Below are 12,578 nucleotides of genomic sequence, written 5' to 3' on the forward strand. Positions count from 1 at the left end.
GCGCAATGCCGGCAAGCACGCCGGCGGCGTGGTGATCGCGCCGTCGCCGCTGTCGGACTTCTGCCCGCTGTTCGCCGAACACGACGAAGGCGGTCGCGGCAAGAATCCGGTCACCCAGTTCGACAAGGACGACGTGGAGGCCGTCGGCCTGGTGAAGTTCGACTTCCTGGGCCTGCGAACGCTGACCATCATCGACTGGGCGGTGAAGGCGATCAACGAACGGCATGCCCGCGCGGGCGTGCCGCCGGTCGACATCACCACCATCCCGCTCGACGACGCCAGCGTCTACCGCGACGTATTCGCCAACGGCAACACCGGCTCGGTGTTCCAGTTCGAATCCACCGGCATGCGGCGGGCCCTGAAGGAAGCCAAGCCGGACCGCTTCGAGGACCTGATCGCGCTGAATGCGCTGTACCGGCCCGGCCCGATGGACATGATCCCGTCGTTCGTCGAGCGCAAGCACGGCCGCGAGGAATTCGAGTATCCCGACCCGCGCACGCGGACCATGCTGGAAGAGACCTACGGCATCATGGTCTACCAGGAGCAGGTSATGCAGAYSGCGCAGATCSTCGGCGGCTATTCGCTGGGTGGCGCCGACCTGCTGCGSCGTGCGATGGGCAAGAAGGTGCCGGCCGAAATGGCCAAGCACCGCGAGATCTTCCGCGAGGGCGCCGCCAAGGGCGGCGTGGAAGAGCGCAAGGCCGATGAAATCTTCGACCTGATGGAGAAGTTCGCCGGCTACGGCTTCAACAAGTCGCATGCCGCCGCGTATTCGCTGGTCGCCTACCAGACGGCGTGGCTGAAGAAGCACTACCCGTCCGAGTTCATGGCCGCCACGCTGTCGTCGGACATGGACAAGACCGAGAAAGTCGTCGGCTTCCTCGATGAAGCGCGCGGCCTGGGCCTGAACGTRCTGCCGCCGGACGTGAACCATTCGGACTTCATGTTCGTCGCTACCGACGCCAACACCATCCGCTACGGGCTGGGCGCGGTGAAGGGCGTCGGCCAGGGTGTGTGCGAGAGCATCGTCGAGGCGCGCAAGGACGGCGGGGACTTCCGCGACCTGTTCGATTTCTGCAAGCGCGTCGATTCCTCCAGGCTCAACAAGCGCGCGCTGGAAGCGCTGATCAATGCCGGTGCGCTCGACGCGCTGGGCCGCAACCGCGCCTCGCTCGCGCTGCAGCTGCCGGAGGTGCTGAAGGCCATCGACCAGATCAGCAAGAACCGCAATGCCGGCATCGTCGACATGTTCGGTTCCAGCAGCGGCGGCGACGACATCCACGTGGAGCTGCCGGTCACGGACGAATGGCCGCTGATGCAGGTGCTGCACGGCGAACGCGAGACCCTGGGCCATTATCTCAGTGGCCACCCGATGGACCCGTATCGCGACGACCTTCGCTCGCTGGTCGGCAACGACCTCAGCGAGCTGGACCGCATCTGGTCCAGTTCGTCCGGCGGYGACAAGAAGGGTTGGCGTCCCGAAGTGAATGCCATCGTCGCGGGCCAGGTGGTGGGCATCCGCCGCAAGGGCGACAGCCAGGTCTTCGTGCAACTGGAAGACGGTCGTGGCCGCATCGAATGCAGTGCGTTTTCCGATGCGCTGGCGGAGTTCGGCGCGCTGATGACGCGCGATCGCGTGCTGGTCATCAAGGGTGGACTGCGCGAGGACGAGTTCAGCGGTGGCTACAGCCTGCGCATCCGACAGGTGTGGGACTACGCCCAGCTCTGCCAGCAGCACGCGCAGCGCCTGCAGCTGCGGCTGGACCTGCGCGTGCCCGGCCTGTGGGAGCGCGTCGATGCGCTGCTGTCGCGCCACCGCCCGGGCGGCACGCCCCTGCGCCTGGACCTGCTGATGGCGACCGACGGCGCCGCCATCGCCGGCATGCTGGACCTCAACGGCCAGAAGGCCGTGCGCGTGGATGCCGAACTGCTCGATGCCCTGCGCGCGATGCCGGGCGTGCGCGCGGCCAAGCCCGCTTTCAGCCGTCCTTGGGCGAACTGACGCGCTGCGCGTGCGCGATGGCGGCCCTACCCCCCCGTACGTGACCGCTGGAGCGCTTCGGCTACACTTTCCCCCTTTCCGGCCCATGGCCCGCAGATGAACCCGAACTACCTCGATTTCGAACAGCCCATCGCCGATCTGGAAGCCAAGATCCAGGACCTGCGCGCCGCCAGCACGGGCCCGGCGGTGAATGTCGATGCCGAGGTCCATGCGTTGCAGGACAAGCTGCGCGTGCGCACGGCACAGATCTTCCGCGACCTGTCGCCGTGGCAGGTATCGCAGCTGGCGCGCCATCCGGCGCGCCCTTACACGCTGGACTACATCAGGGTCTTCTGCGACGAGTTCCAGGAACTGGCCGGCGACCGCGCGTTCGCGGACGACTCCGCCATCGTCGGCGGCCTGGGCCGCATCGACGGCCGCAGCGTGATGATCATCGGCCACCAGAAGGGGCGCGACACCAAGAGCAAGATCGCGCGCAACTTCGGCATGCCGCGTCCCGAGGGTTATCGCAAGGCGCTGCGCCTGATGAAGATGGCCGAGCGCTTCAAGCTGCCGCTGCTGACCTTCATCGATACGCCGGGCGCATACCCGGGCGTGGGCGCGGAAGAGCGCGGGCAATCGGAAGCCATCGCCCGCAACCTGCTGGAAATGGCCGAACTGAAGATCCCGATCATCTGCACGGTGATCGGCGAAGGCGGCAGCGGCGGCGCGCTCGCCATCGGCGTCGGCGACCGTACGCTGATGCTCGAGTACGGCACCTATTCGGTGATCTCGCCGGAAGGCTGCGCGTCGATCCTCTGGAAAGACGCCGCCAAGGCCAAGGACGCGGCCGAACAACTGGGCCTGACCGCCAAGCGCCTGCATGGCCTGGGCCTGGTCGACAAGGTCGTTCGCGAGCCCATCGGCGGCGCGCATCGCAACCCGCGCCAGATGGCGGTCCGCCTGAAGGCCGTGCTGCTCAATGAGCTGGATGCGCTGGACCAGTTGCCGGTCGATCAGTTGCTGCAGAAGCGCTACGAGCGCCTGCGCGGCTACGGCGCCTACGAAGCGGCCTGAGTCCGCACGGGGGATGGCCTGGCTCAGAGCCACCCTCGGGACCCTGCTGGCAGTTGCGACACTCGTCACGGGGTTCTGCTTCGGTCTGCATGCCTACGGCGCTTCCGGACTTCCCGACGACCTCGATCCGAATCGCTACCGCGCTACGCCGGCGTTGCGAGCGCTTTATCTGGACGTTGAAGCAGGCGCCATCGAGGACGTGCCACGCCTCAACCCCGTCAGCATCTGGGGCTACTCGCTCTGGCACTACTCGGGCCGGCAACGCGAACCCCTCGGTCACCAGCTGCGACTGCTCGGCCGTGCAGGACGTGCTCTGGTGATACGACAAGATGCAGGTCAGTCGGCCGCTACGCGCTGGCACCTCACCCAACTGGCGGCCACGACTCACGTCAGTCGCACCTGGAGCATCGGACGGATGGTCGACACGGTGTTGGCGGAGAGCGGATTCGGCCGCAACGCCCGGGGCATCGAACAGGCGGCGCAGGCCTGGTACGGCCGACCGCTGGCCGATCTGGTGCCCGAGGAACGCGTTTTGCTGATCGCGCTAATGAAAGGTCCGTCGTATTACGACCCCGCATGTCGTCCGGAACGCTTCGCCAACCGTTATCGCCACCTCGCGGCGAAGGCCGGAGGATTCGATGCCGATACCGCGCTACCGCGTGCGTTGGCGCGACTGTCGATGCAGGGCTGTCCCGGCCGGCGCTGATCGCCGGCAGGACAGCGCGGGGTCACAACGACCTGAGGAAATCCACCAGCGCACGCCTGTCCTCGGCGCTCATCGCCTCGAACCGCTGCTTCGCCGCCGTCCCCTGTCCGCCATGCCACAGYACGGCCTCCTCCAGCGTGGCGGCGCGACCGTCGTGCAGGTAGCGCACGTTCGGATCGATGCTGGACGCAAGGCCGAGGCCCCACAGCGGCGCGGTCCGCCACTCTCGGGCGGTGGCGCGGCCTTCGACGTAGGTGTCGGCCAGGTCCGGCCCCATGTCGTGCAGCAGCAGGTCGGTGTACGGCCGGATGGTCTGGTAACGCAGTTCGACGAACCGGTGGTGGCCCGTGCGCAGTGCCGGGACGTGGCAGGTGCTGCATCGCGCGGCGTCGAAGAGCTGCGCACCGCGTTTCACGCGCAGCTGCCGGGCGCGCGCCTGGGCGTCCTGTTCCAGCGGATTGTCGAAGTCGCGTCGCGGCGGCACGCCCAACAGACTCAGGTAGAGCGTGGTGTGGTGGATGTCGGCCGCCGTCAGTCTTGCGCTGCCGTTGTCGACCTGTGCACACGCCGTGCCCTGGCTGCCGCGTGCGCATTCCAGCGACGGCATCAGCGGTGTCGTGACGCCCATGTCGGTGTTGAGCGCGAGCGATGTCTGCTGTTCCAGCGTCGCCGTGCCCGCTTTCCAACCGAACCGTCCGACGCGGCTGAGTCCCGCATCGCGCGCATCGGCCACCACCTGCAGCCGCCCGGCGGCCCCATCGGGATCACCCTGCTGCGCCAGCGCCAGTCGCTCCAGCTGCTGCTCGGGGACGGCTTCCAGCAGACCCAGGCCGATCAGCGAGGGCGCCACGCGTACCGACAGCGCCGTCGGCATCGCCAGCGGCTGACCGGCACGGTCGCGCAGCGCATAGGTCGGGCGGCGCAGCACATAACCGCTGCCATCGGCATAGCGGCCCGGAAGCTCAGTGTACCCGGTGAGCACCAGTTCGGCTTCGCGCCCGTCGAGGTTGGCGCCGGCTTCGCGATAGGTGCCCTGCTGCAGGCGCAAGCCGAAGCGTGCATCCGGCGCCTGCGTGCCCGCACCCGCCACCCCGACGAACACGCCCAGGCGATTCAGCGGCGCGCCGACCACGGGCGAACTGCGGCCATTGCCGGTGTGGCAGTCGACGCAGCGCGTCTGCGAGAAGCGCGGCGCCGCCTTGCCGGCATGCGCAGCGAAGACGGTGTTGCTCTCCTCGGAATGGCGACCGCTGGCGAACGAGGTATGGATCAGCCGGCGTCCTTCGGCCCACGACTGCATGTTGTAGCCGGCGATGTTGTGCGACGCCTGCTGCAGCATGCGGAACGGCTCGCTGGAGGTGTCCTCGTGCAGCGTCATCCACGGACCGGCACTGAGTGCTTCGCCCGGCATGGCCAGCGAGTCCAGCGGACGCTGCACGCCGTAGCCGGGCCCGCGGAACCAGGACACGATGCCGTGCGATCCCGCTCGGTAGACCAGCGCTTCGGCGTAGTAGTTGAAGCGCCCGATGAGGTCGGGATTGCCGGCCAGGAAGATGCCCAGCTCGAACTCCACCAGGTCGCCCTTGCGCAGCGGCCGGTGCGATTCGTTGGCGGCGGTGCGGATCTCCTTGACCAGCACGAAGGCGTTGCCCGGCGTGCCGGCCGGCGGCGTGTAGTTGCTGCCGGGGTCCTGCCCGAGCTGCGCGTAGCCGGTGATCGGCGTCTGCCCGACCACGCCGCCAGGCAGCAGCTTCATGCCGCCGTTGTCCGCGTACAGCGCGACCGAGGTAGGCGCCAGCGGATCCTCGCTGCGCCGGCCGATGTAGCCGTGCCGGAAATTGGTGCCGTACCAGTAGTGCTGCGGCCTGACCACGATGGTCAGGATGCGCTGCTCGCCCGACGTGCCGGGCACCGCATCGTCGTGGATGACGATCTCGTGCGTGCGCCGTTCGAAATACTGCGGCGGGAACACCTGGTAGCTGTCGTCGACGATGGGTTCGCGCGCATGGCGATCGCGCACGCGGCCACCGACGTGGGTCACCAGGGTACCGTCGTCCTGCGTGTAGAGGACCGGTGCGGCATCGTCGGGCCAGAGGAGCGGCTGGTAGGTGGCCGAGGGCGGCACCGGCCGCGGCGGCGGCAACAGCGGCTGCGTGCCGTTCTGCCGCACCGCCTCGGGCTCGCCCGCGCCCAGGTGGAACTGCTGTGCCGGCACCGCGGCGCACGCGAGCTGCTCAAGTACGGCGCCCGCCGCGGTGGACGCGGCGGTGATGCCCAGGCACTTTCCGCTGTTGACGTTGACGACGCGGTACCGGTCGCTGGTGTCGATCCGCTGCAGGCGGAATCGCTGCGCGCCGCTGCCGTTGTCCTCCCACTGCTGCACGATGACGTGGTCGGCGCCCGATCCTGCGGGAATGTCGGCGGACTTCTGTGTGGCCAGGTTGCGCAGTCGGTACTGCCCTGTCGTCGTCTCGGCGATATCGAAGAATTGCCGGTGCAGCGTGGCATCGCAGACCGATTGCACCAGCGGGGTGCCGTTGGCGGCACTCCCCTCCCGGACCTCGATGCACAGACCGCTCGCCACGCTCACGATGCGATAGCGGCCGGACGGGACCGGGTCGATATTGATGTTCTGCGGCGGAGCGGCCTGCGCTTCGGCGGACGCCGTCGTGGCCGTGCCACCGGCCATCCCCGCCGGGGAGGCCGACGCGACGCGCGCGCGACTCCAGAACGGCGCGTCGTCCGTGTCGTCGGACGGTGCGGAGCAGGCGGTCAGCGCCATGACGGCCAACACGGAAAACACCGGCGCGCGGCGGCGCCGGACGAACACGGGCAAAGGCATCGGGTACCGACTCCAGGGGACGCGTGGGGAACGTCGGCGGCACGCTCGCCTCATTCCCCGAAACGGGCGCGCGCCATCCGATGGTCGGACGCGGCATCGTCGCAGAGCGTTCGCCCGCACTGCTGTGACCGGCGCCGCACATCATGGTGCGAGGCGCATGCGGCCGGCCGGCGCCCTGCGCTGGCGCCGGTCAAGCGGATGGCCGATGCTTGGCGCTCCGCCGCCACTTCCATTACCGCATGAGCCCACTCCTGCTGCTGACCTATGCCGTCCAGATCGCGTGCTGCGTGCACGTGGTGCGCACCGGTCGCCCCCTCTACTGGGTCTTCATCCTGCTGGTCTTCCCGTTCCTGTCGGCCATCATCTATTTCATCGCCGAGATCCTGCCCGACCTGCGCCACAGCCCGTCCGCCCGCCGCACCGTGCGCAACGTGCGCAACCGCATCGACCCCGAGCGCGACCGCCGCGACGCCGCCAGGCTGCTCAAGGCGGCAGACACGCCGGAGAACCGTCGCCGGCTGGCCGACGAAAGCCTGCGCAGCGGCGACTACGCACAGGCCGCCGAACTGTACGAACAGGCGCTCAAGGGCCTGTACGCCAGCGATCCCGACCTCATGCTGGGACTGGCGAAGGCGCAGTTCGGCCTGGGCGAGTCGGCGAAGGCGCGTGCCACGCTGGATGCCCTGATCGCGGCCAATCCCGGCTTCCGTTCCGTCGACGGCCATCTGCTGTACGCGCGCACCGTGGAAGACACCGCCGATGCCGCCGCCGCGATCCACGAGTACGAGGCCGTGGTGCAGGGCTATCCGGGCGAGGAGGCGCGGGCGCGTTTCGGCCTGCTGCTCAAGCGCCAGGGCGAGCATGCCCGCGCACGCAGCGTGTTCCAGGAGATCCTCGACCGCTCCGACGCCGCGCCGCGCTACTACCAGCGCGAGCAGCGGGACTGGATCGAGGTGGCGAAACGGGAGCTGGCCACGTTGCCGCACGCCTAGATCGCGTCAGAACAGCCCCACGACCTTGCCGGTGATGTCCTCGCGCCGGGTCATGGGTTGCATCCGGCTGTCCACGCTGTTGTCGCGATTGTCGCCCATCATGAAGTAGTGCCCCTGGGGCACCCTGACCGGCGCGAACGCGAGGGCGTAGCCCGTGCGCACGTTCTGCGCCGCGACGTACGGCTCATCCAGCGCAACACCGTTGATGTGCACCTTGCCGTCGACGATCCCGACCCATTCGCCGGGCAGCCCGACGACGCGCTGTAGCCACACCTGGCCCGCGTGTTCGGGCACAAGCAACGTCACCACGTCACCGCGCTGCGGACGATGGCGGGTGTAGTAGCCGGCGCGTGTCACCAGCACCTGGCCGGGCACGATGCCGGGCAGCATGCTGGACGAAGGCACACGGTACAGGCCGTGCCCCAGGACGCGCTGTCGCGGATCGATCGAGCGCGCACCGAACGGATTGAAGGCGTACATCGCCAGCGACACCGCCGGGATGAGGATCATCAGCGCCACCAGCACGCGGGCGATGGAACGGCGAAGGCGGGACATGCTTCCCCAGCGGCGGGACCGATGACGAGCATGCCGCAGATCGCCGCACCCCGCACGCGTGGCCATGGGCCTCGCCCGATGGCGGGCGGAGATCTCCGTCCGCACCGCGGATCCGCCGCGCATCGGGTGAACCCGCGGCATGCCCGCCACCCGCGCCTGGCCGCATCGGCGCCATGGGTTGCGAAACCCTGCGCACGGTGGACGCGGGCGCCGTCCCGCGGCCCAGTCCTCGTCAGGCAGCGCGCCTGTCGGAGACCGTATCCTTCTGCCGACTGAGGTCTTCTTCCGCACGAAGGTAGACAAGATGCATGGCCTCGCCCGGCAGGGCGGTGGCGGCCCCCACGAGCATCGACAGTCCCTCACGCTGTCCGGCACGTCGCGCCGCGTCGCGAAGCGCATCCACGCGCGCATCCGCCTGCTCACCGTGGAGCAGCACGACGTACTCGGCACTGCCGGTGACCCGACCGACGTGATCGCCCCGTGCGGGCTGCACACAGGCATCGAAATCCGTCCCCAGCCCCTCCAGCTTCCGCTCCAGCACCCGTTCCCCCAACCGCCGCACGGCGTCCGCCATGCCTTGCAGCTCGATGATGGCTACCGTGAACGCAGGCGCGTCCGCCGTATCGGTGACCACCGCGGGCGTGCCGGCCTGGAGCGCAGCGAGCGCCGATGCGTCGTGCTCTGCCCTGTGCGCGTCCAGCAGCGCCATCGTGACGCGTGCGAGCGACCGCAACGAGGCCTTCTGCTGGCCACTGAGCCGGCGGGGCTGCGTGTCGACCACGCAGACGGTCCCGATCGCCTCACCGTTGCCGGTCACCAGCGGCATGCCGGCATAGAAGCGCGCCTTGATGTCGCCGGTCACGATGGGGAAGTCGGTGAAGCGCGCATCCTCGCTCAGGTCCTGCACCTCCAGCAGGTCCTCCGGATGCCGGATCGCATGGTCGCAGACGGCGGTATCCCGCGTGGTCTGGTGGTCATCCAGTCCGAGGCGTGCCTTGAACCACTGGCGATCCCGGTCGATCAGCGAGACCACCGCGATGGGCGTGCCGCAGAGCGCCGCGGCGAGCGTCACCAGGTCGTCGTACACCGTGGCAGGTAGGGTATCCAGCACGTGGTAACGGTCGAGCGCGTGCTGTCGCCGGGTTTCCGCAAGGGATGAGGCCGTGGACGCTGTCATGCGTTCTCCTTCGTTTCGGTGACGCGATCATCCTCGCCCGTGGCCGGTTCACACACCGTCAACGCGCCGTCGATCGCGGTGTGACCGGCTGCACATCGCACGCTTCGCCGCTAGCATGCACGCATGCAGCACCCTGCCCTTCCTTCGCTCGCCCTGTCGCCGTCGCCGGTCGCGGGCCGGGTGTGGGTGGCGTTCAGTGGTGGACGGGATTCGACGGTGTTGCTGCACCGGCTGGCACAGGATCCGGACGTACGCGCGCGAGGACTGCAGGCGATCCATGTCCATCACGGACTGCAACCGCAGGCCGACGCATGGGCAGCGCATTGCGAAACGACGTGCCGGGCACTCGGCGTGCCGTTACAGGTGCACCGCGTGCACGTCGATACCTCGCGGGGCGAAGGCCCGGAGGCCGCGGCACGGCGCGCACGGCATGGCGCCTTCGCGTCGGCCATGTCGCCCGGCGACCTCCTGGCGACCGCACACCATCGCGAAGACCAGGCTGAAACGTTCCTGCTGCGCGCCCTTCGCGCGTCCGGCCCTGAAGGACTCGCGGCCATGCGACCGTGGCGCGCATTCGGGCCGGGGTGGCAATGGCGTCCGCTGCTGGATACACCGCGCGCCCTGCTGGAGGCGTACGCCGACGCCCACGCGCTGCGGTGGATCGACGATCCCAGCAACGAAAGCACGGCATTCGACCGCAACTTCCTGCGGCACACGGTGATGCCCCTGCTGCGGCAGCGTTGGCCGCACACCGATGCCGCGTTTGCGCGCAGCGCCGCGCTGAGCGCGGCGGGCGCAGACCTGCTGGCGCAACAGGATCGCGCACTGCTGGCCCGCGCGGCCACGGCAGACCCTGCGGCGCTCCGCGTCGCCACGCTGCGGTCGGAGGATGCTCGCGCGCGTGCCCGCGCGCTGCGGCGATGGATCGAAACGCTGTCGCTGCCTTCCTTGCCTGCGCAGGGCGTGGCGCAGATCGAGGCGCAGTTGCTGACCGCGCGCGACGATGCGCAGGCGGAATTCGCTTGGCAGGGCGCGGTGGTGAGGCGCTGGCGCGGCCTGCTGCATGCCGAACGCCTCCGCACTGCGCTGCCCGGCACGTGGCAGGCAACGTGGGATGGCAACGTCCCCCTCACMCTGCCCGATGGCGGAACGCTAACACTGGAGGGTGAGGGAGAGCCCATCGCCCCCCGTCTCCGACTGACCGCGCGCCGGGGTGGCGAGCGCATCGCCCTGCCCGGCCGCGCGCACCGGCATGCGCTGAAGGACGTGCTGCAGTCGTGCGGCGTCCCGCCCTGGGAGCGGCGCCAACTGCCGCTGCTCTGGCAGAGCGACGAGCTCTGGGCCGCCGGCGACCTCGTCCTCTCCGCCGGATGCGACGCCTGGCTGCGCGACCGCGACCGCCGCCTGGTGTGGCGACGCGGCTGAGCCCACCGGGCGGTTTGACCTGACCGCACGCGATCCCCACACTTGCCCCATGGCAAAGAAGACCCCCGCAGGAGCCTCACCCGTCGCCCATTTCGAGCAGTCGCTGGATGAGCTCGAGCAACTGGTCGAGAAGATGGAACACGGCGACCTCAGCCTGGAAGCTTCGCTTGCGGCCTATGAGCGTGGCGTCGGACTGTACCGGCAGTGCCAGGCGGCACTCGAGCAGGCCGAGTTGCGCGTGCGCCTGCTGACCGATCCGGAACAGCCGGAGAACGGCGAACCCTTCGCACCCGCGCCCGATGGCCGCTGAGCCGCGTCTCGCGGCGTGGGCCGCAGCGCTGGAAGACCACTTGGACCGCGCACTGCCGCCGTCCGACGCCGCCCCGCACCGCCTGCATGCCGCCATGCGCCATGCCGTGCTCGGCGGCGGCAAACGCATGCGCGCACTGCTGGTCTATGCCAGCGGCACGCTGCTGCAGGCGGATGAAGCCACCCTGCATGCGCCCGCGATCGCGGTGGAACTGGTCCACGCCTATTCGCTGGTCCACGACGACCTGCCGGCGATGGACGACGACGACCTGCGTCGCGGCAAACCCACCGTGCATGTCGCCTTCGACGAGGCCACCGCCATCCTCGCCGGCGACGCGCTGCAGACGCGCGCATTCGAACAACTGGCGGACGCCGACGTCGACGCCGCGCTGAGCGTGGCATGGATGGGCACCCTGGCGCGGGCCTCCGGCGCCGCCGGCATGTGCGGAGGCCAGGCGCTGGACATCGACGCCACCGGCACACGGCAGCCACTGGACGACCTGCAACGGATGCATGCGCTGAAGACGGGGGCACTGATCCGCGCCGCGGTCCRCATGGGGGCCTTGGCTGGCGCCGCCGACGCCGGCACGCTGGCGCGGCTGGATGATTTCGCCGATGCGCTGGGCCTCGCGTTCCAGGTACGCGACGACATCCTCGACATCGAAGCCAGTTCCGACCAGTTGGGCAAAACCGCCGGCAAGGACGTGGCGCAGGCGAAGTCGACCTATCCGGCGCTGCTCGGCATGGAAGGCGCGAAGGCGAAACTGAGGGAACTCGATGCGCGGATGCGCGAGGCGTTGTCGGTGTATGACGCTCGCGGCGACGCCCTTCGTTCACTCGGCGATCTCGCGATCCATCGTTCGCATTGAGTGACAAAAAAGCCCGGCGATGCCGGGCTTTTTCTTGCCGCGCGAAGGTCGCTTACTTGACCAGGCGCAGACCGAACGGAAACCGATACGCGGTCCCGTCCTTGGCCTTCAGCGCCGCGATGATGCACAGGATGAAGCTCGCGAGGCCGAGGGCCATGTACAGCAAGCTTCCCAGCACCGCCAACTTGGCCGACACCATGGCTAGCACGACCACCACGATCCACAGCAGGACGAAGGCGATGGTGACGGAGATCGCCCAGTTCAGCGCCTCGCTGGTCTGATCCTTGGCGAAAGGTCCCTTGTCCTTGAAGACCGCCCAACCGATCACCGCGCCGATGATGCCGAGGAAAGCGGTGAGCAGGTAGGTGATGAGGGCTGCGGAGCGTTCTTCCGGTGAAACGTTCGAGGTGGACATGCGAATTCCCTGTTGTGAGTCGGACGAACCGCGCGCCCGCTGCGTCGCTGATGCGACGCGCGCGCCGGGTCCGCGGGATTCTAGGTGCCTGTCCACCGCTTGACACCTAACAATAAAAAAGCCCGGCATGGCCGGGCTTTCCCATCACGCTTGGCGTGCGATCACTTGATCAGGCGCAGCGCGAACGGATAACGGTAGGACTCGCCATTGTTGGCCTTGATGCCCGCGAT

At 68.8% G+C, this 12,578-nt stretch carries 11 protein-coding genes; 7 read left to right on the forward strand and 4 right to left on the reverse strand.

Annotated elements, in window-relative coordinates; all coding sequences use genetic code 11:
- The 3 genes from dnaE to AC04L7_RS04145 all read left to right on the forward strand — a co-directional run.
- Positions 1 to 2,002, forward strand: a 2,002-nt coding sequence (gene dnaE, locus AC04L7_RS04135; protein WP_475512564.1) for a DNA polymerase III subunit alpha, incomplete at its 5' end; no start/stop codon positions are given.
- 96 nt (positions 2,003 to 2,098) lie between these two features.
- A complete protein-coding gene (locus tag AC04L7_RS04140; protein WP_435999708.1) occupies positions 2,099 to 3,058 on the forward strand; it encodes an acetyl-CoA carboxylase carboxyltransferase subunit alpha in 960 nt (319 codons plus the stop codon).
- Between the two features lie 13 nt (positions 3,059 to 3,071).
- Positions 3,072 to 3,764, forward strand: coding sequence for a transglycosylase domain-containing protein (locus AC04L7_RS04145; RefSeq protein ID WP_435999710.1), 693 nt, complete (start codon positions 3,072 to 3,074; stop codon positions 3,762 to 3,764).
- A gap of 22 nt (positions 3,765 to 3,786) precedes the next feature.
- On the opposite strand, the gene AC04L7_RS04150 is transcribed toward AC04L7_RS04145, so the two are convergent.
- Entirely contained in the window at positions 3,787 to 6,606 is a 2,820-nt protein-coding gene (locus AC04L7_RS04150; RefSeq protein ID WP_435999712.1) for a di-heme oxidoredictase family protein, read from the reverse strand.
- A 239-nt stretch (positions 6,607 to 6,845) separates the two neighbouring features.
- On the opposite strand from AC04L7_RS04150, the gene AC04L7_RS04155 reads away from it, so the two are divergent.
- Positions 6,846 to 7,598 (forward strand): tetratricopeptide repeat protein, encoded by a 753-nt coding sequence (locus AC04L7_RS04155; RefSeq protein WP_296280350.1) that lies wholly within the window; start codon positions 6,846 to 6,848, stop codon positions 7,596 to 7,598.
- Positions 7,599 to 7,604: 6 nt separating this feature from the next.
- Here AC04L7_RS04155 and lepB read toward each other — a convergent pair whose 3' ends face one another.
- Positions 7,605 to 8,153: a signal peptidase I gene (gene lepB / locus AC04L7_RS04160; protein ID WP_435999714.1), complete on the reverse strand. Its 549-nt coding sequence runs from the start codon at positions 8,151 to 8,153 to the stop codon at positions 7,605 to 7,607.
- A 232-nt stretch (positions 8,154 to 8,385) separates the two neighbouring features.
- Positions 8,386 to 9,330 (reverse strand): GAF domain-containing protein, encoded by a 945-nt coding sequence (locus tag AC04L7_RS04165; protein WP_435999716.1) that lies wholly within the window; start codon positions 9,328 to 9,330, stop codon positions 8,386 to 8,388.
- 123 nt (positions 9,331 to 9,453) lie between these two features.
- Between AC04L7_RS04165 and tilS the strand changes: the two genes are divergently transcribed.
- Genes tilS through AC04L7_RS04180 form a run of 3 tightly spaced genes read left to right on the forward strand, consistent with a single transcriptional unit; the run spans position 9,454 to position 11,933 of the window.
- Positions 9,454 to 10,755, forward strand: a complete 1,302-nt coding sequence (gene tilS / locus AC04L7_RS04170) for a tRNA lysidine(34) synthetase TilS (protein WP_435999718.1) — start codon at positions 9,454 to 9,456, stop codon at positions 10,753 to 10,755.
- Between the two features lie 49 nt (positions 10,756 to 10,804).
- Positions 10,805 to 11,065: an exodeoxyribonuclease VII small subunit gene (locus tag AC04L7_RS04175; RefSeq protein ID WP_435999720.1), complete on the forward strand. Its 261-nt coding sequence runs from the start codon at positions 10,805 to 10,807 to the stop codon at positions 11,063 to 11,065.
- Entirely contained in the window at positions 11,055 to 11,933 is an 879-nt protein-coding gene (locus tag AC04L7_RS04180; RefSeq protein ID WP_475512565.1) for a polyprenyl synthetase family protein, read from the forward strand. Before AC04L7_RS04175 ends, AC04L7_RS04180 begins: the two co-directional genes overlap by 11 nt.
- A gap of 52 nt (positions 11,934 to 11,985) precedes the next feature.
- Here AC04L7_RS04180 and AC04L7_RS04185 read toward each other — a convergent pair whose 3' ends face one another.
- Positions 11,986 to 12,348 (reverse strand): DUF4870 domain-containing protein, encoded by a 363-nt coding sequence (locus tag AC04L7_RS04185; protein WP_299342773.1) that lies wholly within the window; start codon positions 12,346 to 12,348, stop codon positions 11,986 to 11,988.
- Positions 12,349 to 12,578: the final 230 nt, after the last annotated feature.

It is taken from the genome of Pseudoxanthomonas sp. LjRoot204_2 (genome assembly GCF_056175765.1).

Bases quoted from the DNA above. Each gene is read 5' to 3' on its own strand.
- AC04L7_RS04140 (WP_435999708.1), top strand. From the start codon at position 2,099: ATGAACCCGAACTACCTCGATTTCGAACAGCCCATCGCCGATCTGGAA.
- AC04L7_RS04145 (WP_435999710.1), top strand. From the start codon at position 3,072: ATGGCCTGGCTCAGAGCCACCCTCGGGACCCTGCTGGCAGTTGCGACA.
- AC04L7_RS04155 (WP_296280350.1), top strand. From the start codon at position 6,846: ATGAGCCCACTCCTGCTGCTGACCTATGCCGTCCAGATCGCGTGCTGC.
- lepB (WP_435999714.1), bottom strand. From the start codon at position 8,153: ATGTCCCGCCTTCGCCGTTCCATCGCCCGCGTGCTGGTGGCGCTGATG.
- AC04L7_RS04165 (WP_435999716.1), bottom strand. From the start codon at position 9,330: ATGACAGCGTCCACGGCCTCATCCCTTGCGGAAACCCGGCGACAGCAC.
- AC04L7_RS04175 (WP_435999720.1), top strand. From the start codon at position 10,805: ATGGCAAAGAAGACCCCCGCAGGAGCCTCACCCGTCGCCCATTTCGAG.
- AC04L7_RS04185 (WP_299342773.1), bottom strand. From the start codon at position 12,348: ATGTCCACCTCGAACGTTTCACCGGAAGAACGCTCCGCAGCCCTCATC.